The organism is Paenibacillus sp. FSL H7-0716, assembly GCF_038002705.1.
GTDB classification, from domain to species: domain Bacteria; phylum Bacillota; class Bacilli; order Paenibacillales; family Paenibacillaceae; genus Paenibacillus_AQ; species Paenibacillus_AQ odorifer.
Map to the genome: position 1 here is coordinate 129,473 of NZ_JBBODA010000008.1, position 22,765 is coordinate 152,237.

Annotated in this window: 20 protein-coding genes and 1 pseudogene; 13 read left to right on the top strand and 8 right to left on the bottom strand. The window is 41.1% G+C overall.

Annotation, left to right across the window (positions count from 1 at the left end; all coding sequences use genetic code 11):
* The first annotated feature begins 560 nt into the window (after positions 1–560).
* From MHH60_RS13140 to MHH60_RS13155, 4 genes and pseudogenes are all read left to right on the top strand, one after another.
* Positions 561–1,688 carry an ATP-binding protein gene (locus tag MHH60_RS13140; protein WP_232061412.1) on the top strand — a complete coding sequence of 376 codons (1,128 nt, stop codon included), beginning with the start codon at positions 561–563 and terminating at the stop codon, positions 1,686–1,688.
* A gap of 123 nt (positions 1,689–1,811) precedes the next feature.
* Positions 1,812–2,465, top strand: coding sequence for a DUF421 domain-containing protein (locus tag MHH60_RS13145; RefSeq protein WP_076134361.1), 654 nt, complete (start codon positions 1,812–1,814; stop codon positions 2,463–2,465).
* 93 nt (positions 2,466–2,558) lie between these two features.
* Positions 2,559–2,828: a hypothetical protein gene (locus MHH60_RS13150; protein ID WP_076100221.1), complete on the top strand. Its 270-nt coding sequence runs from the start codon at positions 2,559–2,561 to the stop codon at positions 2,826–2,828.
* Between the two features lie 40 nt (positions 2,829–2,868).
* Positions 2,869–3,262 (top strand): annotated as a pseudogene (locus tag MHH60_RS13155) (GNAT family N-acetyltransferase).
* A gap of 69 nt (positions 3,263–3,331) precedes the next feature.
* On the opposite strand, the gene MHH60_RS13160 reads toward MHH60_RS13155, so the two are convergent.
* Together MHH60_RS13160 and MHH60_RS13165 are read right to left on the bottom strand one after the other, a co-directional pair.
* Positions 3,332–4,750, bottom strand: a complete 1,419-nt coding sequence (locus MHH60_RS13160) for an MDR family MFS transporter (protein WP_370511482.1) — start codon at positions 4,748–4,750, stop codon at positions 3,332–3,334.
* A gap of 79 nt (positions 4,751–4,829) precedes the next feature.
* Complete coding sequence (locus MHH60_RS13165; RefSeq protein WP_076134363.1) at positions 4,830–5,255, bottom strand: MarR family winged helix-turn-helix transcriptional regulator; 426 nt, start codon at positions 5,253–5,255, stop codon at positions 4,830–4,832.
* 267 nt (positions 5,256–5,522) lie between these two features.
* Here MHH60_RS13165 and MHH60_RS13170 point away from each other — a divergent pair, with 267 nt between their 5' ends.
* Complete coding sequence (locus MHH60_RS13170; protein WP_232061537.1) at positions 5,523–5,603, top strand: YjcZ family sporulation protein; 81 nt, start codon at positions 5,523–5,525, stop codon at positions 5,601–5,603.
* A gap of 96 nt (positions 5,604–5,699) precedes the next feature.
* Here the strand turns inward: MHH60_RS13170 and MHH60_RS13175 are convergent, their stop codons facing one another.
* Positions 5,700–6,755 carry an ankyrin repeat domain-containing protein gene (locus tag MHH60_RS13175; protein ID WP_076134364.1) on the bottom strand — a complete coding sequence of 352 codons (1,056 nt, stop codon included), beginning with the start codon at positions 6,753–6,755 and terminating at the stop codon, positions 5,700–5,702.
* Between the two features lie 154 nt (positions 6,756–6,909).
* Positions 6,910–7,794, bottom strand: coding sequence for an AraC family transcriptional regulator (locus tag MHH60_RS13180; RefSeq protein WP_076134365.1), 885 nt, complete (start codon positions 7,792–7,794; stop codon positions 6,910–6,912).
* Between the two features lie 353 nt (positions 7,795–8,147).
* On the opposite strand from MHH60_RS13180, the gene MHH60_RS13185 reads away from it, so the two are divergent.
* From MHH60_RS13185 to MHH60_RS13195, 3 genes are all read left to right on the top strand, one after another.
* The gene (locus tag MHH60_RS13185) at positions 8,148–8,507 is read left to right on the top strand and encodes a DMT family transporter (RefSeq protein WP_076134366.1); all 360 of its coding nucleotides are present in this window, start codon (positions 8,148–8,150) and stop codon (positions 8,505–8,507) included.
* A gap of 147 nt (positions 8,508–8,654) precedes the next feature.
* Positions 8,655–8,987 (top strand): chaperone CsaA, encoded by a 333-nt coding sequence (gene csaA, locus MHH60_RS13190; protein WP_076134367.1) that lies wholly within the window; start codon positions 8,655–8,657, stop codon positions 8,985–8,987.
* Positions 8,988–9,037: 50 nt separating this feature from the next.
* Positions 9,038–9,631: a hydrolase gene (locus MHH60_RS13195; protein WP_076134368.1), complete on the top strand. Its 594-nt coding sequence runs from the start codon at positions 9,038–9,040 to the stop codon at positions 9,629–9,631.
* 70 nt (positions 9,632–9,701) lie between these two features.
* On the opposite strand, the gene MHH60_RS13200 is transcribed toward MHH60_RS13195, so the two are convergent.
* Positions 9,702–10,514 (bottom strand): undecaprenyl-diphosphate phosphatase, encoded by an 813-nt coding sequence (locus MHH60_RS13200; protein WP_036688882.1) that lies wholly within the window; start codon positions 10,512–10,514, stop codon positions 9,702–9,704.
* A 233-nt stretch (positions 10,515–10,747) separates the two neighbouring features.
* Here MHH60_RS13200 and MHH60_RS13205 point away from each other — a divergent pair, with 233 nt between their 5' ends.
* The 4 genes from MHH60_RS13205 (at position 10,748) to MHH60_RS13220 (ending at position 18,418) form a co-directional block, all read left to right on the top strand.
* On the top strand, positions 10,748–11,299 hold the full coding sequence (locus MHH60_RS13205; protein WP_256715083.1) for a GNAT family N-acetyltransferase: 552 nt from the start codon (positions 10,748–10,750) through the stop codon (positions 11,297–11,299).
* Between the two features lie 371 nt (positions 11,300–11,670).
* Positions 11,671–13,179, top strand: a complete 1,509-nt coding sequence (locus tag MHH60_RS13210; RefSeq protein ID WP_076201514.1) for a hypothetical protein — start codon at positions 11,671–11,673, stop codon at positions 13,177–13,179.
* Between the two features lie 12 nt (positions 13,180–13,191).
* Complete coding sequence (locus tag MHH60_RS13215; protein ID WP_036688875.1) at positions 13,192–13,950, top strand: DUF6063 family protein; 759 nt, start codon at positions 13,192–13,194, stop codon at positions 13,948–13,950.
* The gene (locus MHH60_RS13220) at positions 13,937–18,418 is read left to right on the top strand and encodes a hypothetical protein (RefSeq protein ID WP_076134371.1); all 4,482 of its coding nucleotides are present in this window, start codon (positions 13,937–13,939) and stop codon (positions 18,416–18,418) included. The genes MHH60_RS13215 and MHH60_RS13220 overlap by 14 nt, the downstream gene beginning before the upstream one ends.
* Positions 18,419–18,499: 81 nt before the next feature.
* Here the strand turns inward: MHH60_RS13220 and MHH60_RS13225 are convergent, their stop codons facing one another.
* From MHH60_RS13225 to MHH60_RS13235, 3 genes are all read right to left on the bottom strand, one after another.
* Positions 18,500–19,384, bottom strand: a complete 885-nt coding sequence (locus MHH60_RS13225) for a DMT family transporter (protein WP_256715086.1) — start codon at positions 19,382–19,384, stop codon at positions 18,500–18,502.
* Positions 19,384–20,235, bottom strand: coding sequence for an AraC family ligand binding domain-containing protein (locus MHH60_RS13230; protein ID WP_076134373.1), 852 nt, complete (start codon positions 20,233–20,235; stop codon positions 19,384–19,386). The genes MHH60_RS13225 and MHH60_RS13230 overlap by 1 nt, the downstream gene beginning before the upstream one ends.
* Positions 20,236–20,321: 86 nt before the next feature.
* Positions 20,322–21,785, bottom strand: a complete 1,464-nt coding sequence (locus MHH60_RS13235) for an ATP-binding protein (RefSeq protein WP_232061410.1) — start codon at positions 21,783–21,785, stop codon at positions 20,322–20,324.
* A gap of 197 nt (positions 21,786–21,982) precedes the next feature.
* Between MHH60_RS13235 and MHH60_RS13240 the strand changes: the two genes are divergently transcribed.
* Complete coding sequence (locus MHH60_RS13240; RefSeq protein ID WP_076134374.1) at positions 21,983–22,705, top strand: MOSC domain-containing protein; 723 nt, start codon at positions 21,983–21,985, stop codon at positions 22,703–22,705.
* The last annotated feature ends 60 nt before the right edge of the window (positions 22,706–22,765 follow it).

Genomic DNA, 22,765 nt, shown 5'->3' on the forward strand with positions numbered 1-22,765 from the left:
TCTCCGGAAAATATTGCTTATAGCTGCCTCCATTGCTATTATCAAAAGTGGAGATCCGAGCGAGGTTAGTTTGGCTCCGCTCCAAATCACAGTTAGCGGATTTTTAGTGAAATAAAAACCGGCCATCCTGAGGGGATGGCTGTTTTCTGTGTAAAACAAATTCAATGATTCATTTCCAGCCATAAAAACTACGAAGGTACAGTTTAAAAAATAGATATTCAGGAATACGAAAATTGATGACCCCAAACAGACTTCAGATGTCTGTATTTTTTTGCTAATTGTGGTTCTATAGTATGATTTTTTGGGATTATTTGAAAAATGGTTGAGAAATACATAGTGTATAGTCAATACTGTGACTTATAATGTTAGCTTAGGTAATGATCTAAAACTCTTAATATAACCTTGAATATATTCATTTACGCAGCAAAAGGCTGAAAGGAAGTCATCTCTTGTTTGAAACCCTACTTTTGAATTTTTTGTTTTTGCTTTTTCCAGTATTAACATTTCTAATATTCTTTGAGAATCGGGCCTATTCCTACAATAGATTGATTCTCGTTTTTATGTCAGCAGTGACCATGAGTCTCTGTATTGCAAAACCTATCAGACTTGAAATTGGCTATATTTTTGATTTAAGGTACATTCCGTTTATAATTGTGGCACTGTTTGGAGGATATAGGAACGTTCTTCCTCTATATATTATTTTGAATGCTTACAGATTCTATGTGGGTGGAGGTGGCGTATTTTATTCGTTTCTATTTGCGACAGCGATTCTGATTTTGGTGCCGTTATATAAAAATAGATTTTTAAAATTACCCTCGAAGGGCCGTGTGATTGCGGCAAGTCTGATTGCTTTGCTAATTATGGGGGTTTATCTGTTAATTTTAGGTTTTGTTCAGGATTCCTTAGACAGGCAATTTTGGATTCTTTCATTAAATGCGTTGACAACTCATGTTGGGGTGATGAGTGTCATTATGATTTTGATTGAGAAAATTATCTCCAATATTAAAAATCGGGAACGGATTGTCCAATCGGAAAGATTAAATGTCGTCAGCGAGCTAGCGGCAAGTGTATCCCATGAAATCAGAAATCCACTTACAGTGACTAGTGGTTTTTTGCAGCTATTAAATAAATCTAAATCGATGACGCCAGAGGAAAAGGGATTTGTAGAGTTATCTCTACAAGAGCTACAGCGAGCAGAAAAAATTGTAAGTGATTATCTCTCCTTTGCCAAGCCACAATCTGAAAACATGGTTTACTCCAATATGAAGGCAGAATCAGAATATACTAAAAATATCATAATGCCTTATGCCACTATGCACAAAGTAGATGTCCAATTTAGTTTTAATAATTCGTTAAATAAAAACTATGACCGGAACCAGATTCAGCAGTGTCTTATTAATTTATATAAAAACGGTATAGAAGCGATGAAGGAAACCGATGGCGGAACGCTATTTATCGATATATTTGAGAAAAAACAGAATATTATGATCAGTATCAAAGATAACGGAGTCGGCATGACTAAAGATGAAATATCGCGACTCGGTAAACCGTATTATTCGACTAAAGCAGAAGGAACGGGGTTGGGTATGCTTATGGTCTATAGTACCGTCGATAAAGTGAAAGGAACTATTGAAGTCGATAGTGAAAAAGGCAAAGGGACAACGTTCCTTATAACTATCCCAACATAACGGCAATTGCAGAGAGTATCTTTTGCTGTTTATACCCCACTAGGAGAGTGTAATACCTTTCATGAATGGATTTCGTGTAAAAAGGGCAACGAGCCTGTGCGAGTCCCATCTGGAGGTGCAGCAATGGAGATATTTGTAACTATAGGCGTCAAATTGGTCATCAGCTTTTTTGGTTTGTGGATCATTACCTTTATTACCGGCCGCAAGACGCTTAGTCAATTGACACCACTCGATTTTCTGTCTTCATTGATTTTAAGTGAAATTGTCGGCAATACGATATATGATGATGAGGTGAAGATCTGGCATCTGCTGTTTGCTCTTTTTATTTGGACCGCATTATCTTATTTGTTCGAAAAGGTGACCACCCATTTTGTGAAATTCGGGAACATGGCGGAAGGCCGGACAGTGCTGCTAATTGACGATGGCAAAGTGAATCAGGATTTGTTGGAGAAATACGATATTGAGTATACCCAACTATTGTTCATGCTGAGGCAACAAAATATCTTTTCCCTAAGTGAAGTACGGTATGCTCTGCTTGAAACGAACGGCTCTCTATCGGTTATGCGCAAGTCTGAAGCTGAGCAGTCTTCTGCTTTTTCCATAACAGTTATTGATAAAGGCAGGGTACTGGAAGAGTCCATGCGGGGCAGATCGATGAACAAGGAGCAGATTCAGGAACGCGTCAGAGAGCAGGGCTATAATTGCATTGAGGATATTGCCTATGCTGAATATAAAGAAGACGGAACGCTCTATATCCTTCCCAAAAACAGACCATAAATCAACAAGATGAGACGCTGGAGCCGGGAGGCTCAAGTGTCTTTTTTCAAATCAGGAGTGCCTAGTGAATAATAAATCTTAATGGAGGTAAGGATGATTAGTTTAGGATTATGGATCTTAACCGCTCTAATTGTGCTAGTTGTTGTAATGTTTCACGCAGGAGCATTATTAGATTTTATCCGGCCTAGTGTCCTACAAACTCAGCTTTTTGGTCTTCACATTACATTGTTTGGAGTAGTTGTGATATTAGCCTATGAGGGTGGTCAGGGGATAGGTGTTTTTATTGGATTAATTGGACTGTTTACGGGGATTTTGGGCTCTTTTAGAGATTCTTCTAAACCGGAGGATAAAAAGAATATCTGACAGCTTATATATTTACTAACTTTCGGAGGGGTATAACTTTATGGAGATTTCTTTATGTAAAGCAGACGCGAGCGACGCAGCGTTTATTCACGAAATGCAAGTTAAAGCCTTTATGCCATTGCTGGAGAAATATAAAGATTATGAAACCAGCCCAGCCAATGAAACTGTGGAACAAATCAGGGATCGAATTAATCAGTCTTTTGCAGATTATTATATAATTAAGTATTTTGATATTGCGGTGGGCGGTGTCCGCATCGTTAAAAAGGATAATAAAACTTATCGGGTCAGCATCAAAGAAATGGGAGCTGGATAGCATTATACAAGAGCAAAGGAATTGCTATTTATATGAAAAGTTAGGGTATAGAAGCACGGGGGAAACCAAAAAAATAAATGACAACTTAACATTAGTTTTTTATGAAAAACATATGAGTTAAAGCCTTAGGGTTATACTAAAAAAAAAAGACAGCGGGCAGTTCATGCCCACTGTCTTTTTAACATACAAATCAATACACTCGAATACGCTTCACAAATAACGATATAATCAATCCAATACCTGCAATTACTGCGATAAATAAGTAAGCATGTGTAATTCCAGCGGTTAATATTTCAGGCTGTGCAGCGGTTGGATGTGTGTTTGCGAATCGTGTTTGTCCGCTAGACATTAGCGTAACAGCGAACGTTGTACCAAGAGCACCTGCAATTTGCTGAAGTGTACTCATAACAGCAGCCCCATCCGGATAGTATTTCACAGGTAATTGATTTAACCCATTGGTTTGAGCGGGCATAATGACCATTGCTAATCCGATAAACATTGCGCAGTGTATTAATATAAAGGTTAGGCTACTGGTTTCAGTAGAGTTTCTTGTAAATAGAAAACCAGCAATGGTTGCGATAAAAAATCCAAGCGGCAGCAATAATTTCGGACCGTATTTATCGAATACTCTACCCGTAACTGGAGCCATAGCCCCGTTAATAACACTGCCTGGAAGAAGTAGAGTACCAGCTATTGTGGCCGATAACAATAAACCTCCTTTTAAATATAAAGGTAATAAAATTGCAGAAGATAAAATGATCATCATTCCTAAAAAGAGCATTATAAGACCTATCGTAAACATGGGATATTTAAATACCCGTAAGTTCAGCATTGGGGTTTCCAATTTAAATTGCCGTAATACAAACAAGATTAAGCTGATGAAACCAATAATAAGAGGCAGCAAAACAATGATTTCACTCAAAGAATGATCAGCAAGGTTACTAAAACCAAAGACGATTCCACCAAATCCAAGAGTAGAAAGCAAGATGGATAAAATATCTATTTTAGGTTTTGTGATGTTGGCTACATTTTTGATGAATGTTAATCCGAAACCTAATGTAAATAACAATAAAGGCAAGCTTATCCAAAAGATATACTCCCAGCCAAAATGATCTACAATTAAACCAGATAGAGTAGGGCCAAGGGCTGGTGCACACATAATAACGAGCCCCATCATTCCCATGACAGTTCCGCGTTTATGTGCAGGGAAAATAATAAGAATAATATTGGTCATTAATGGAAGCAATAACCCTGTCCCTAAGGCTTGCACTAATCGTGCAATTAATAATAAGCTGAAATTAGGGGAGAGGGCAGCAATTAAAGTACCGATAATAGAAAATAGCAAGGAAGCGGTGAATAATTGTCTAGTGGTAAACCATTGCATTAATAGGGCGGATATTGGAACGAGGATACCTAATACAAGTAAATATCCTGTGGTTAGCCACTGAACCGTTGAGGCGTTGATTGAAAATTCATCCATTAAATTTGTAAAAGCCATGTTTAAGGCGGTTTCACTAAATAGCCCGACGAATGCACCTAACATAAGCGAGAAGGCCATGAGGGCTGGACGTTTAACTTGAACAGTTGATGATGATTCCATAATAATGATGAACCTCTTTTCAGAATTTTGATTCGGACTATTTTTACTGGATAGATGATATATCAACTATAAGGGGGAGAGAAATGCTTCAAGCATCTCTTACATTATTCAGCACATGTGTTAGCAAAGTCTTTAACGTTGAGTAATCTGAAGCAGATAATCCTGACTCGATAATTTCGTTTAAATTGACCGTCACCTCATTTATAGTATTCTCTAATTTCCGTCCTTCTTCTGTTACATATACATTTACCGCTCGGCGATCTTGCGCACTTGTTACTTTGCGTATGTAACCTTTGCTCTCTAAGCTGGCGATCATTCGGGCAACACTGGCTTTGTCCTTACCAAGATTAGCAGCAATCTCATTCTGAGATAGACCTTCTTTCTCAAGCATCAGAGCCATAAGTAGATGCTGTTCAGGTGCAAGTCGAAAAGGAGCAAGTAACTTTGTTAAATAATTTGCTATTTCTAAATGCAAATCTCGAATGACCAAACCTAAAGGTTCTCTTGAATCCATATGATCTCTCCTAATTGAAGAATAGATGATATATCAACGTTATTGATTTGTCTATATTAGCATAAAGTTATGGATGCTTGTCAAGTTAAAGAAAATGAATAAAATCATAGGCTTAGATACAAGCGACAAAGTTGTTTAATGCCCAATCATTTGATGATACATAGTCATATGCTGTTGTGAAATTAAAAAAAAAATAATTAGGGAGGGATTTAAATGGGGTATAACTGTGTTGGGGGCGTTCAAGAACAAAAAAAGGCTCCAGTTTGTATTAATCCTTGGACATCAACGGGTACGATTCTTGTGCTTTACATTCTTCTCGTCATTATCCTTAAAACTTGTTGGATCTAGAATTATGTAAATCGACGCCCCGAAGTTTTTTTCTTCGGGGCGTTTCTGTGTTTTCTTTAGTTAAATAATAGACAACGTTAAGGATTCAGGATAGACTTAACGGGAATAATCGGGTTGTGTCATAGAAATGGGCTGAGGATTGGCAAGTACCCATTGCACCGCCAGCTCGCATAATCTGGCTGGCTGCTCATTGCCAGCAATGTTGCGGAACCGCTTGGCGAGTGCAGCTGCCTCTTGAAGAAGGGCGGGCGTTAAAGGCGTGCCCGTGCTAAAATGCCGTATCAGTGCATCCAGCATTTTACGGTAATCGGCATCCCAGTTTCCTCCGCCATTATTAAGGATTTCATGAGACACCCGCCCTGTGATGCGGATAACCTCACCCTGCACCGTTGTCGCATGTCCTGAAGCAGGGACAAGAAAATCCCACAGCTCTTGGTGCTGTGCGGGCCATGCGTCTGCCGTTACCTTGATGGGAGAAATTCCGTCATGTCTCTCCAGTTTCGCTATAGGCTCAACATCAAATTGCCGGTACAGCTCCAGGAGAGCATTTGCAGTTTCATCCAGTCGATCTTTATTGTAATTTGTTCTGACGAATTCAAAATCCTTGCCGATACGCCGCACGGATTCCTTCATCTCCGGCGTAATTGCTGCACCTGCATCCAGCATAATTCGCGAGATTTCTGCCATGTGAACTATATCGATATTCCGGCATTGTAATAATCCTTTGGCGAGAGGTGTGTTTTTTCGCTTATTTTCTGCATGGACATTTGCACCGCGTTCCACCAGATCCCGAACTACTTTTGTTTTGTAAGAAGCTGCTGCTGAGTGCAGCGGTGTCTCATTCTGGTAATCCAGAGCTTCCATATCTGCACCTAGCTCAAGGAGTAAGGGGACATTTCCGGACCAGGTTGCAGCCTGAGCATGAAGAGGGGTACGCTTATAGTTGTCGGCAGCGTTGATGTCAGCACCCTGCTCCACAAGCCAGGAAACCATTTCATCCGGTATTTGCCGGAAGCTGAGGGCGGTACCTTTGCTGTAACCCCCACGGGCATCCCATTCGCATAGCTCAAATACCTCTTTTAAAACAGATATATCATTCGTTTTAACCAGCTCGGCAAAATTGGCGGGTAATGTTTTTTTCTTTTTGCCCATATCATTTTTCCGCTCCTTTATTAATAGATAAATAGCAGATAACTTCTTGCAAGTTTATCATATAGGAGAATTGAACACTAATTCGTGCAGGATGAAAAGGTTGGAGATATAAACGTAACTTTATTGGAAAATAGTAGGATATCGTTTTATAAGTTCATTCATTTCTAATTTTTCTGAACTCCTTTGGAGTTATATTTAAGTGTTTTTTAAAAGACTGAATAAAGTGATTGGCGTTATTGAAACCAACTCGCTGTGCGATTTCAGTTATCGTGTAGTCAGTTGCTATTAACAAATCACAGCTTTTTTTAATGCGATATTTAATTAAGTAGAAATACGGAGTCATATGGATGCTTTTTTTAAAACCTCGAGTACACTCCGATACACTTAAATGTGCTATATCTGCTATTTCCTTCAATGTCAAATTATTAAAATAGTTTTTGTGAATAAAACTAAGCATTAATTGTAGTCTCTCTTGCTGGAGTCTGTTATATTTAGACGATTCCTCAGAGGATAGAGAAAAATTTGATATAAGGATTAACCATAACTGGACAGTTTTGATAGAAACTTCGTACTCCCATCCCCATTTTTTTTTCGATTCAAATTCTTTTTTCATATCCCAAAGAATTTGTAGGATTTGATTATGCCAATCCTTATCCCCTTTGATTTCTAAACTTAACAAGAATGAATTGGTATACGGAAGTACATACTTTTTTTCCATTGCACTATCAGAATAAAAAGCAAGTAACTTCTCTGGGAAGTTAAAACTAACATATTCACCCTCTTGGCTAAGGTACGTAACAATATGAAGTACGCTCTTATTAATAAATATGGCCTGACCTGTTTCTAAATCATAGTTGAGTCCGTTTACTTGTATGGTTAGTTTCCCTTTGGTCACTAAAGTAATTTGCAGTTCTTGGTGCCAATGTAGATCGTGAACACCTCTGCCATTTGGAATAGATTCATAATTGGTATGAATGTACATGATGTATGGAAATGCATCATCAGGAAATTGAATGGCTTCGTGTAATTGCTTTTTCAAAGTGCTTATTCTCCTTATTTGACGATATTTCAATATAAATTAAAGATATAGTTGCACAATATTGACCCTGGCGGTGATATTATTATATCCAGCCTAGACTTATCATACAATTCTGTGCACAGGGATTGTCACACATTTTGGAGGATCTATGGTTAGTTCAAATAAACCGTCTATACTATTTCATCCGTTTCTATCTCTTCAATCATGATTAAACTTTCAGATACACCTACTTCAGTGGCTGGGATGTATAGATTGTTTATTTCTGTAATGATCATGCTCTGTTTTACATCTGGGAAAATGCCTCGTTCTACTGAGATGAATAAAAAAGATTGGGGTTACACTTTTTATTTTGGATGGAATCATTGGTCTATACTTCAGTTGCAAGCTCCATGGTGATCTTATCGTTACAGCCGCTATTTGTTATGATGGGGTCTTACTTTTTATTCAAAGAACATGTTAACCTGCTAACCGTTTTTTGCCTGATTGTTGCTCTTTTAGGTTCGGTTGTTATTGCATGGGGAGACATATGGGTTTCGAAAGAGGCACTAATCGGCGATGGTTTATCGTTAATTGGCACATTCTTCGCTTCAGTCTATCTGTTGGCCGGGCAAAAAGTAAGCGGCACAATCAATGCACGTATATACAGCATTTTCGTCTTTTTTATTGGTGGTACTGTTATGCTCGTGTACAATTTGATAATAATGTCTCATTAATTAATTATGCTTCATCAGATTGGATCTATTTTTTGCTCCTTGCAATAATTCCAACTATTTTTGGTCGAAATCTTTAAAGTACAACAATCAAAATAAGTAAATGAGTAGTTGGAAAATGAATGTTTTAGCTAAATAGGGGGATGGCAAATGGTAACTATTGATGATTTTTTGAAACTTGATGTTCGTGTTGGAACAATTATTAAAGCGGAGTTTTTTGCAAAAGCAAAAATACCTGCGATTAAACTCCAAATTGATTTTGGACCAGATATCGGAAGCAAAACATCAAGTGCACAGATTACTAAACGATATAAGGCTGAAGAGATTGTAGGGCAACAAATCATTGGGGTAGTTAACTTTCCTGCTCGAAATATTGCGGGTTTCCAATCAGAAGTATTAGTTCTTGGAGGAATACCGGATAAAGGGGATGTAGTCCTTTTGAAGCCAGATATTAAATTACCTAATGGGACACCTATTGGGTAATATAGGGCAATTGTAGTATACAAAAATTGATAGTAATCGGAGAGAAGACAATGGAAGAATTAACAAGCTTAGCATCTGAAAGTATTGAGGCAAGTAAAACGGCGCTAGTCGTGATCGATTTGCAGCAAGGAATTGTCCACAGTCCAAAGCAAGGCCCGCATACAAGTACTCAGGTGGTTGAGAATGCCAGCAAATTAGCCCAATCCTTTACGGAGAAAGGAGGATTTGTTGTTCTGGTGAGGGTATCATGGCTAGATGGGCAAGATATGCTTAAACCTAAATCTGATTTGAAAATGAACTCCGTGATCTATCAAGAAGGTTGGGACAACATCGTACCAGAATTAGCGAATATCAAAAATGCACATCTGATTACCAAACGGCAGTGGGGGGCATTTTTCGGTACAGATCTTGATTTGCAGTTACGACGCCGCGGAATAGACACGATCGTATTATGTGGTATTTCTACCTCGATTGGTGTGGATACTACTGCTAGAGAAGCTTATCAGCTTGGTTATCATCAAGTTTTTGTAGAAGACGCTATGACCGCCATGGCTAAAGAAGAGCATGATTATGTATGCAAAACTATCTTCCCTCGCATAGGTAAGATCCGGTCGAGCGATGAAGTAATAGCCATGTTGAAATAATATGAAAAAACCTCATGCTCTCTCTGTGATCTCAGAGATTGTCATGAGGTTTTTTAATTGAAATTATGTCTTACATAAAGATGAGGAGAAGTATCCCAGCTAAGAAGCAGTAATAAGAGAAATACTTCAAATTACCTTTAGCCATAATCCCCATAAACCAGCGCATGGAGAAATAAGTAACGATAAGTGTAGTAATAAATGCAATCAAGTATGGAATTGCTAGCTGCGAGCGGTTAGGATCGTGGGCAATATCAGATGCGCCCATAACGAGTCCGCCCAAACTGACAGGAATATAAAGCATAAAAGAAAAGCGTAAAGCAGTTTCTTGCTTCATTCCCACAGCGATGGAAGAGATGACAGTTGCACCAGAGCGGCTTATCCCAGGAATAAGGGCGACTGCTTGGGCAAGTCCGACTATAACAGCATCCTTCGCTTTTAAGTCACCATCTTGTTTACGGCCGCGAAGGTTACGGATCAACCATAAAGCTACGCCTGTAACAAGCAATGCGATGGATACGGTATGAACCGACGAGAAGATATCCTCAATCTGATCCTTGAAGAGTAAGGCAACAATTACCGCAGGCAAGGTACCGATGATGATGTACAAAGAGAACAGGAAATCCGACTTATATTCCTCTTTGCGGGTCAGAATAAATTGAACGAATCCAGTGATCAATCTTCCGATATCTTTGCGGAAAATAAAACAAATCGCAATTAGTGAAGCCGTATTTGTTAAGATTTCAAATGATAGCCCATTTTGTTTTAAGCCTAGCAATTTCTGTGCGATGATCAAATGGCCGCTCGAAGAGACGGGGATTGGCTCAGTTGCCCCTTGAACAAACCCTAGAAACAAGTATTTAAGCCACAGTATAATATCTTCCATTTTACCTCCCAGTATTTTTGTAATCTTTTCAATCATATCGTATTCAATAAAGAAATGACAATAGAACCATCGTGCCATATTCAATTGGACGAGTTATACTAATTCATAAGACTATTAAATGAGGTGGAACTATTTGTAGTACATTACTAAAAATTCAGCAGCATGATATTCCAAGAGCAGCCAGTGTTCTGGCCGAAGCATTTGCCCAAAATGATCCGTTATATCAGTATATCTTGCCTGATGAATCAACCCGATTACGCGTGTTGAATATTTTTTTTCTTCGTTACATTGAGATGTTGTATCCATATTCGGATTTACTAACGACTTCTACTAACTTTGAAGCAGTGGCTTTAGTGTTCGATTCGGAGCGTCAGACAGGGACAGTGATTTCGAACGTCAGGTATATGAAACAGATTGTTTTTGCGATAATTAAGTCATTACCGATCTGCCGAATCATTGGGGTACGAGGATTTATACGTGGTTTATCTATTTTGCGTAGTATGAGTTCCTTGTGGTTATCAATGTTTGGGGATCAGAAGGTTAAACATTTGGATATGCTTGCAGTGCAGGATCAATATCGAGGTCAAGGATATGTATCAAAAATCATGACACCGCTACTCGCGGAATGTCGTATGAGCAATACGTTATGTACGTTAGAGACACAGACACCGAGCAATTTGCCCATTTATGAGCATTATCAGTTCCGTACGGTTAAGGTCATTCCTCTACCTAATAGCACACTTGAGCAGTATTGTATGGCGTTTACGCCAGGAGTTGCCGAGTAGTTAATAAAAAAGGGCAGTCCCATTCAGCCAATTCATGGCTTTTGGGACAGCCTTTTTTTTTGCTTAGTCTATAAGGGTTAATGAAGCTTCAACAGAAAAATCAGGGAATTTCTCCCTGTAATTCTGTGATCTTTTGCCATCCGGCTAGAATCTATTATTTGTTTAACAAAAATAGCATAACCTTTGAAGGATTGTTATAATAGAAACATATATTCCCGTGTTTCAAACCCTATACAGGATGTATAGGGGTTTTATTTCTTTTAGTGAGGGTGATCGAGAACAAGTATGGCGTTGTCCGTACAGGAAAAAGAGGACCGGAGAGTTCCGCAGGAAATTTTAAATTATGAAGTGATGGCGAGGTTAGCAGAAAGATGAATTGGTCGGATTTTGGCGAACGAAACAAACGATTGAATCCCCTGTGGAATTTGGGGGCTGGCATGAACCTTGGCGAAATCCAACCTTACAAAGAAATGGTGTCTTTAAGCGTTCTGCTGCAAGTCTATTATCTGGAGCTAGAATCGAATGAGAGAAGATCCAAAGAGGATATTATTGAGCTTACTTGGACTGCGCTGGAACGTTTTAATATCGCCAATCTTGGGACTACCGAATCCGTAGAGCGTCTCGTGGACGGTTTATTATGGAGTGGGAATGGTGGGGATTTCGAATCCTTTTTCTATGATGATGTGACCCGGCAAATGTCCGTGCAGAAATATAAGTATTTCACGGTGGACGAGGATGCGACTCGCAGCAGTTGGGAAGAGAACGGCAGAACCATCTATCGTCTCTCCGAATATGCAATGGAGCTCATTTTTATGAGCCATGAGATTATTGATGAATTTCAGATCAGCATCAAACTGCTCGAGATTCAAATGCATATTAAGCATGGGCGCGTAACTCGGGCTCTTCAGGATGTTAATGAACTGATCTCCCGTGTCCGTAAGATGACCCAGCAACAGCAAGAATACCGCAATGCGTTACGCCGCAATCCGAAGCATATTTTTAGTGAATTCGGAGTGGCTCGGCATCAGCGACTCGAAGAGATTCATCATCAGTTCGAGGAGGAACGCAAACATTTTGACAGTATTCACCGTTCTCTGGCCCGGCTGGCCAATGATGAGAAAGACGTTATCGACTTCAATGAGATCCGTATTCTCTCTGAACGAGTCGAGCTTTCTAGGCGTGTACACGATGAGCTGGCTGAGGTAGTGTTGAATATTTTTGAGATGGAGACCAATTTAAGGTTGAACTTCCCTGAATTATTCTGGGGAGCAGCCGGGTTTAACTTTCGTACTCACGTATGGGAGGAATGGGTGAAAGAAGAGGGCCTGCCAAGCGGTGACAGTCTTGAACTGCTGCTCAGCGGATTATTCGCTCCGAATCAGGACTTCGTTTATCCGCTTCCTTGGGCTTGGGAGGAACAAGAGGTAGGGTTTATCCCCGACTTAGTAATGGATGATTTCGAAGATGAGGTGGACACAGAGCCTGTTCAATATATTCCTAAAGGTATTCCATGGGCAAAAGTAGTAGAGCTGTGGAAGCCAGTTTTTGCTGCCTTGGCTAAGCAGGGAAGCTTTACCTTTACTGCTGACGCTTTTTCCGCCGAAGAACTAACAGGGTGGGCAAACACACCGGATGCTGTTGATCTGTGGGTGCAGTTTTTTCATACAGATATTTTAGTGCAGGAACAGGCATCAGAAGGTGGTAGCGGCGTTTCTGATGAATGCCAACAGCTAATCCAATATGTACTTGCAGAAGATCTTCTGTTGGAGAGTTTACGCGGCAAAACGCTGCGGACGAGCATTGCTCCAGAACCAGCCTCAAGGGTACGGTGTTCTGGTCTGGATATGAGTCCATATATGATTACGATCGTGGAGAGGTGAGAAGTTACTAACATGAGTTATACATTAGAACAGGTACAGCAAGCTTCGCGGCTATTTTTTGAATTGCTCCGTAAAAAAGTAATTCCTCTCGATGACCCTGCAGCGGCAGAATGCCTACAGGATGCAGGAACTTATGATGCACTTCAGTACGTTGCTAAAGAAGGGGGCTGTCGGGTGATGAATTCCGGGCACCGTCTCCATCTGCTAGTTAATCCGCTGGGATCAGTGTTTGCGACCAACTTCACCCAGTTAAAGAACAAATATTCACGTGTTGAGCGTAAAACACACTTACATATTATCAATATTATTATTCTGGTTTTTCTGGCCGAAATGGATCAGGATGAGACTCATTTTAAGTCGGGGCAGGACAGTATGTCCTATATTCAAATTGCTGATCAGGTGTCCTCGCTCTTTCAGACCTGGATTCAGATGGATGAGGATGGACGATTCAGCCAGCAGTGGCAGCTTGATATCCAAGCGATGTCTAAGGTATGGACCAGTCTCTACATGCAGACTAAAAGTCAGGAAGAAAGCGATCTTCTGACCAGAGGCGCAGGCTCACGAATTGGACTGATCCATGAAGGCATGAAACTTCTGGAAGAGGAGAAGCTCGTATTCATCTCTGAGACAGAGAAGCGTATCTTTCCTCGGGAAGAGCTTTATGAGAGAATGCGTTATTTATATCATGATGTCGATCGATACCAGGAATTAAAGAGCCTCATTGGAAGAACTTTAGCTGAGAAAGACGGTGCTACCTATGCCGCGGATTGAACGCATACGAATTACAGGACTTAAATACGAGAAGATGCTCAAGAAATACGACGACATGATTTTGGATCTCTGCAACGAAGAGGGACCCGCTAATACGCTTATTACACTCATGAATGGCGGTGGAAAGGGCGTACTGCTGCAATCCATTTTCCAGCTATTGATGCCCAAAACACCATGGGGCAAAGACAGTGAGAACCAGGTTGAAGCTTTTTTTCATAATCATAAAAAACAACTTAAACCGTACACTTTTCACGTAGCTATCGAATGGCATCTCGACAACAATGAGCGCAATGAGTATATGACCACGGGAATCGCTATGACGGCACATAATTCGCTTGATCAGCAGGATATCAAAGTGGATTACTTGCTGTACGCACTTACAGATTACGGTGAAGCGGCTGAACTTACGCTATCAACGTTGCCGTTATTTGACGAAGTGACTGCTGAACCTACGAGTTTTGAAACGATCCAGCAATTTGTGCGCGATCGGCGGGGAGAGATTGTACCTTTTGGCAGCCATAGCTCGGATTTGAAAAGATATTATGACTTCCTGGCTACCCGGGATATCCATATCGCCGAGTGGCGTAATATGCGGCGGATCAATGGTGAAGAGGGCGGTATCAAAGGTTATTTTAAAAAGAATGATGCCTTCACCAATCATAACTTGTTCGAAAAGCTGATTATTCCTGAAATCGGATCTAGTCTGAATGAAGGATTAAAGGAAGACGACAATACGCTGCAGCGGATGTTTATCGATACAGCAACAGTGGCTCAGCGCTTGCCGATGCTTGAACAGCGGGAGCAGGTCTATACAGAGTTTCTTAGTATGGCTGCACCACTTTATGAGCTGGTAAAACTAGGCGTGGAAGCAGAAAACGTAGTTCAAGAAACGGAATTACGTGGACGCCAAATCTATACGGTTATCTATGAAGAACAGAGAAATGCAGAAGTTGAGCGAAGTAAGATTGCTGATGAACTGGCTGGCCGTTATCAGGATGCGAAGCAATTGCGCTTTGAGAAAGACAATCTTAAATACTTACGCAGCAAGGAAGAAACGGAACTGAAGCAAGAAGAGTTTAAGAAGCTCAGTGATGATCAGAGCCGTGCGCGTGGTCGGCTGGAGGATTCCAAAGCGCAAGAGAAGAAGCTTGAAGTAGCTTATTTTCTGGCTAAACGTTTGCTCCATACCCGGCAAATTGAGCAGTGGCAAAAAGAAATTCAAGCTATTGAAGGTTCTCTGGAGATGAAAGAACGGCAAGAGGTCATTCAGGCAGCCAAGGAACAGCTGCGGAAACAGTGGGATGTGGTGTTTAATCTCTGGCAGCAAACGATCAGAGAGTTTGGGACAGCACAGCAAGATCTAACGGCGGAAGAAAGAAGATTGCGCAAGGAAAGGGAAAGTTTCTTGGTAGAGCTAGCCGGGCTGGATAATCAGATCAATGAATTGACCTTATCTATTCGGCAATACACGGAAGAACTCGGAGCATTCGCAGCTCAATATGGGCAGGATGCCGCCCATTCTCCGGCAGCAGCGCTGCAGCGTACGATCTCGGCTGCCAAAACGATTCTTCAAGTCATTGGAGACCTGGAAGAACAGCACAAGCAGGAAGAGATTCGGAAGCTGGCACTGCATAAGAGTCATGCTGAGCTGAGCGAGAAACGGCGTTCTTATGAGCGTGAAGCGGACGAGCTTGGGGTTCTGCTTGAGTCACAGACTCAGAAAGAATCCCAATTATGGTCACAGCTCGTTGTACTGCTGGAAATGTACGAAGAGCATAATCGTTTAGGGGCTACTGGCCTTTTTGAAGAACAAGATGTTATCCCGGCACGTTTTATCCGAAAAATAGATGAAGTAGAGCAACAGACTAAACGTTCCAGAAGGGATTACTATAATCAGCTCATGGATGTGGAACTTCAGAACCAATCCTACTGGCTACCCAATTCAGAAATTCTGACGGTCAAAGATACACTCGATTCGTTAAAGATTCAATCAACGCTAGGTAGTTCCTACTTAAATGACCGTCCGTATCTTGAACGTGAGGAAGAACTGGAGCAATATCCGTTACTTCCATATAGTTTGATTTTGACCCGGCGCGAAGCTGATAAAATTCAGCCGGAACTGATGAAGGACACCTTGCTGAAATCAGCGGTGCCGATCTTTATCCGTGAAGAGATGGCAGCTTCGCATCAAGCATCCTTCATGCTTTTTGCAAATCAAGGGCCGCAAATGGTCTTGCAGCCGGATCGTTTCCAGGATTGGAAGAGCAGTATTCAGGGGAAGCTCAAAGAACAGGAGCAGATCCTTCAGGACTCTGAAGCTTATTTATCTAAGTTAAAATCGGTGCGTCAAGAATATGAACGTTTATTCCAAAACGAGAATACCATGACGCTTACAGCCAAGCAGGATGCCCTTATTAAACTGCAGGCTGAACTTCAGCAGAGCATTATCAATCTGAGCAATGAGATGAATGAGAACGAAGGGACGCTTACCCGGATCGGACGGGAGCTCGCTGAGAACAAAGTTCTAAGTGTGGAGCATGAGCAGAGAGCGGGGGTTCTGCAAGCTTGGATTGAACGGACGAAGAAACAGGAACAAGATTATAAGGAAAAACAAAAAAAAATCGAACGAAAGAATCTGGTGAGCAAAGAGTTAGCAGGTAAAGATCAGCAGCTTGAACACCTAAAGGTGCAAATGGAAAGCTTGAGCGGACAACGCAATAAATGGACGAGAGAAACCGAATATGCGATGTTCCCTAGATTGCAACGATGGTTTCCTGAGATTGTTTTCCCAACAGATCACCAGCTTTCTGATGAAGGAGAAGTCATACCTGTAGATCCTGTAGAGCAGAATCTTCTCTTGCAGCAGCTCAGTACCGTGGAAAGTCTACAGCAATCATTAACCGAAAATGAACTGGAAGTTCGGACAAGAGCTGCACAGATTAAAGCAGCAAGCGAGAATCTGGCTGAGCTTGAATCCAGCCTAAATCAAGTGGATGTGAATTGGCGGAAGGCGACTGAACCTGCGGAGTCGGCCGAGTCCATTATGGCTGCAAGAAATCGCCAAAAGACGGATACTACTTCTTTGGAGGAAGACTATCAGATTGTTCACGACGGTTACATCCGCTGCCAGACTGAATTGGAGAACTTGCAGAAAGAGTTGCGCAAAGTAGAGAAGGGGATCAAAGAGAAACATGAACGTGCTGTGGAGCTTTGGAATGAGGCGCTAGAGGATAAGGAGACAGAAATTCAAGAGCGCTGCCAGGCGAACGAGCTCATGCTTAACCAGTGTAAAAGATCCTTGGACCGAATGGATGTCCTCCTCCAGACTTTATCCAATCAAATCAAAATAATGAACGCGCATATTGAGGATCGCGTCAACCTACGGAGTGTGCCAGAAGAAATGACGCTGAGGGTTAGAGAAAGCTGCGAGCCTCTAGTAGCCGACTGGCTTCTCCGCTTTAAGGATAGCCGGATTAGACAGGATGAGATCTCCAAAAAGGTGAAGGAAGAGAAAAACTCCCTAACCGAAAAACTTGCTAAAAATGAACGGAATTCCGAACTGGAGACCAAGATTCTAGATCGATTGAATACGGTCCATTGGGATAATTTCGCTATTGCACTGCAAGTCCTAGATTCCATGTTACGCAGTTCGCGCGATCAGATCGAGAGCATTCAAAGCGATAAGGAAGGCATGGATCTCTCCCGCAAGATGTGGGTAGGCCGGGCATCTCTACGAGTGGTACAAATCATTGATATTATGAAGCGAATGGAACGCCGGATGATTATTCATAACGAGAATAATTATGCTTTCCCGCTGGTACGTCTGAATTACAAGAATATCAATGTGCCAAGAACAAGCGATGAGGTAGAGCCGATGGTGAGTGACTACTTCAATCAATGCATCAATGAATTGCTCAAAAAGTATCCAAAGATAGAACAAGTGCCGGCGCTGGTAATCAAAGAGGTTATTAATGACGGACGAATTGTCTATGCGGCGCTGCAGAACCGCTTTCCGATACTTCAAGTGTATAAACCGGTAACGGAGAATTATTTCCTCTACGCCGCACCGGAAGATTATCATTATTCGGACTGGGAGATTATTAATCGCGGTGCACTGGATGAAGCAGTCGGCAGTGGTGGGCAACGTCAATCTGTACAGCTGTTGGTCGCAATGATGATCATGACGCATAAACGGGTGAATCGTGAGAATAAAGGCTGGACGGTCTTTTTATATGACAACCCTTTCGGAGAAATGGTCTCCAATAACGTGCTTGACCCCGTCTTCGAAATTTCCAAGGCGCTCAAATTCCAATGGCTGATTGTTACGCCACCGGAGCTGGTGAAGAATGATGTCAGCGTGCGTTTTGGCGTATATTGGCAGCTTTATTTTGGAGGCGTCAAAGGGGACATGCTGGAATCGACTCTGATCAAGGGAGGAAGAAAGCTTATTCCTGACTCGTTGTTCTGAGTATGGAATGAAACTTAAAGAAGCTCCAGTATGCATCACGCTGCGGGGGCTTCTTTTTATTAAATGTTAAAGATAGTGTGGTTATTTAGGTTTGCGTTCGGAAATATATGAACCGGTGAGCGTTAAAAAAGTTCCCGTCAGGATTGCCCAGGTGATCTTTTCATTCAAAACAAGGGCAGAAGCTGCCACTGTAATTACAGGCACAATATAGATGTATACACTTGTTTTTACAGCCCCCAGAATCCCTACAGCTTTATTCCAAGTCAAAAAACACAGTGCCGAGGCACCCAGACCTAAGAAAAGCAGGTGAGCTACATTTGAAATCTCTTTGAATCTACTCAGACCCAGCTGGAAATCAAACAGAAACAGAGTAGGCAGCATAAACAGCAGACCATAGAAAAATACTCTGCGGGTAGCCCCTATAGTATGAACCTTTAGTAGGCTTATTTTTCGCATCAACACTGAATATATTGCCCAAACCACAGGTGCCAGCAATGCCAGCAAGTCACCGATGGGGTTCAGTTGCAGAAGATAACTCCCGTTCAGCCCAATTAATATAATTCCTGCCAAGGCTATCAAAAATCCTATAAAAAACTGCCTATGAAATTTCTCTTCTTCTAAAAAGAAGTGAGCGATAACCGCCGTGAAAAATGGAGCGATGGAGACAATCACACCTACATTGGATGCAAGGGTATAGACTAGGGCAATATTTTCTATAAGAAAATATAACGTGACTCCACAAAGACCTGCGGCGATAAAGAGCAATTCCTCTTTAAAGGATGTAGTTCGGATTGGACGTGAATAGATCAGTAACAGTACAAAGTACCCAATAAGAAAACGGAAGAACAGAATTTCCACAGGCATAAAGTCTTTTAACAATATTTTTGTGGAGATAAAGGTGGTTCCCCAGATCAAAATCGTAAGTAATGCCAGCAGATGTCCTGTGTTAACTTTGCGTTGATTTATCATATCGTAAGTTCCGTTGACGACTTTACTCCCGTTTGCTGAACAAATATACGCATATATTGCTTTGGGGTTAAGCCTATGAGTCTTTTGAAGAAATTTGTGAAATGGCTCTGATCACTGAAACCGGTTAGAGAGGCCACTTCTATTGGCAATATTCCTTGTTCTAAAAGCTTTTTGGCGTGGTTAATGCGAATGGTTTCCAAGTAACGGTAAGGTGATATTCCTTTCTGTCTGGTAAATAAACGCAGCAAGTGATATTTACTTAAGCCGCTCAATTCACTTAGCTGGTTCAGCGTAATGTTCTGCGCATAATGTAACTCTATGTATTCGCAAATGATTTTAATTTCAGAAGTAGGCTCTTGAGCGGGATAGAGGGTTTCTGTCTCCGTGAATTCTCTCAGAAGCTGCTCAAGGAGAAATAGAAACAACTCTTCTTTTTGAAAATCGGATTGATCCTCTAATATCATTTGGTGCAGATCGTGTAAAGGGATCGACAGTTCACTTTGGTAGAGAACATTGTGTGTGAACCGCGGTAAGTAGCCTATGCCGCTAATTTCTAGCACATACTCACGCATGACTTCCGGCTGAATATTGATGCAGCGATAGTCCAGCGTTCTCCCGTCTATCTGTTCACAGGCATGAGGATCCGCCGGATTAAAGATGACCACATCTCCGCTGTTAAGAATATGCTCTTCTTGGTTACACAGCAGATGTCTCTTTCCTTGTTCAATAAAACCTATGACATAATAGTCATGAAAATGGTTGGGAAACTTCTGCATAATACCTTCGAATCGATACGCCTCAAATTTTAAGTCACGATCGAAAACTACTGTTCGAACTTCACGAGTCATTGCTGCACCTTCTTTTCAAATTATGTACAACCATTATAATGTGAAAATTAGGGGCATTCTTGCATGATGTTGCGATACCTCCTCTTCTACATGATAGATTCCTCAGGTGTAATGATCGTTGGAATACTTACAGTAAAAGTTGTTCCTTGCTCCAGAATACTTTCTACAGAGATCGCTCCGCCATGATTATGTATAATATTTTGTGTGATCATATAACCTAAGCCTGTTCCTGTTTCTTTGGTCGTATAAAATGGTTTGCCGAGGGCATTGATCTGTTCCTCTGTCATCCCACAGCCTTCATCCTGCACACTGATTCGGGCTTCTCTGTCATAGGTTTGCACATGAATATAGATGTTTCCCCCATGATTCATTGCTTCCATCGCATTTTTAAGTAAGTTAATAAATACCTGCTTCAGCTGATAAGCCTCACCATTGATCCAAATGGAATGATCAGTACAGACAGGGAGGATCTTGAGATTTTTTAAGGCAGCTTGTCCATTCATTAGTGTGGTGACTTGTTCCAGCAAAGACAATAAATCCACTGGTTTACTAATATGAGTGGTTTGGGGTTTAGATAAGACAAGCAGTTCGTTGACGATGAACTCGATGCGTTTCAATTCTGACTCAATAATGGAAATATATTTATCATTCATCCGCTCGGAAGAGCGAAGTAGCTTCATAAAGCCATTAATGGCTGTAAGAGGGTTCCGTATTTCATGAGCGATTCCAGCTGCTAACTGTCCTGCTGTGGATAATTTCTCGGACTGTATCAGTCGTTCATCTTCCAATACTTGCTCGGATATATCTTTGAATATGCCAATGTACGCTTCGGTTCCCTCAAAGATAATCGGCAATGTAATCCCATCCACATATTTCTGCTGGTTATTTAAACAATTAATCAGGTAGCAGACAGAACCTGTTGTTCTATCAGTGTTGAATTTCTTTCTTCGTTCTGAGAGAATTTCATAATTAGAGTAGTCGACAATATCCATAGTCGATAGACCAAGCACTTGATCTAGGCTTTCTGCATGGATTAATTGTAAACCTGCCGAATTTGCATACAGAACGATTCCCTCCCTAGTGATAAGCACGGGCTGAGGCAGTTCCTCCAGCAGCTGTAGAAAAGAGCTCTCTTTTTCAAGTAGATGGGAATTCACAACCTGAAGCTGAGTCTCCATTTCCCTGATTAAGGTTTTATTCTCGAATTGAGTAAAATAATATATGGGTTGACCATTGTCATCCAGAAGGATAGATATGGAGGCCTCTAAAGATAACCGGCGTCCGGTGGGATGGGAATAATCTATTTCGAGTTTCTGCGGATCAGTGCTCGTAGGTGGAAGAGAGCTTCCTAATGAATTGAATTTATGAATCTGATCTAGAAGGGTACGGACGGTTGGAGAGGGTGTCGTTAATTCGGTTTCATCATACCCCAAGAGGTCGCATAATGCTGAATTCAGTTTTAGGAACGTTCCATCAAGCGAAATAAGGGCCATACCCATCACGGCTTGGGTAAAAACAAAGTCAAAACCTTGAAAATCATTTGTCCGCACAGCAGGTTACCTCTCTTCTTTATGGGGGAGTGAGTGTTATTTCAAAATGCAATATGTCTAACAGTCATAGTATAAAACATATAACTCAATAAAACATATAAAATTTCTGGGTTATTAGATATTCATACAACAGTTAAATAAAATCAGGTAGAATGAGAAGATACGTTGCATTTTAAGACAGGTGGAGGCGTTGTATTATGTTATCAGTTGTTGGTGAAATTCAAGGAATTAATCGTTACCCGGTCAAGTCATTTGCGGGTGAAAAATTAGAAAGCTGTATGATTGAACCGTATGGAATGCTTGGTGACCGTTTTTGCTCCTTTTACGATGAGTCCAAAGAGGGCTGGCGAAGATATATCACCGCTAGAAATATACCGAATATGCTTACCTATCAAGCGCAATTTATAGATGGACAAATCCATGTAACGGCATCAGATGGGCGAACCTTTGGATGGGATGATACTCTATTGGAAGAAATCCAAAGCCAAACCAAAACTCCAATCACTATGTCTGGTCTAAAAGCTGCACATCCACAGCCAGAACATCCGCAACTCCTATCCGTGGATGGCGCTAGTATTCTACTCATTACGGATGCCAGCTTAAAAAAACTGGAGGCAACCTGGGGGCATTCCTTGGATCAACGGCGTTTTCGCGGGAATTTTGTTATCGCGCTGAATGATGATTCTCTTTTTGAAGGAGATTGGATTGGACGCCGGCTCAACATTGGGGATGTACAGCTACAGGTAGATAGTTTTTGCGAGAGATGTGTTGTGATTACGATGGACCCGGATAGTCTCCAGAAGGACCCAGTGCTTTTGAAAAAATTACATAAAGAATTTGATTTGCATTTCGGAGTCTATGCCTCAGTAATCAAAACAGGGGAAATTCGAATCGGAGATAAAGTAGAAATAGTAGATTAGATATATAATCCCAATAGTATAAACTTCCTTTACATTACTCCATGGATAAATTATCCTTTA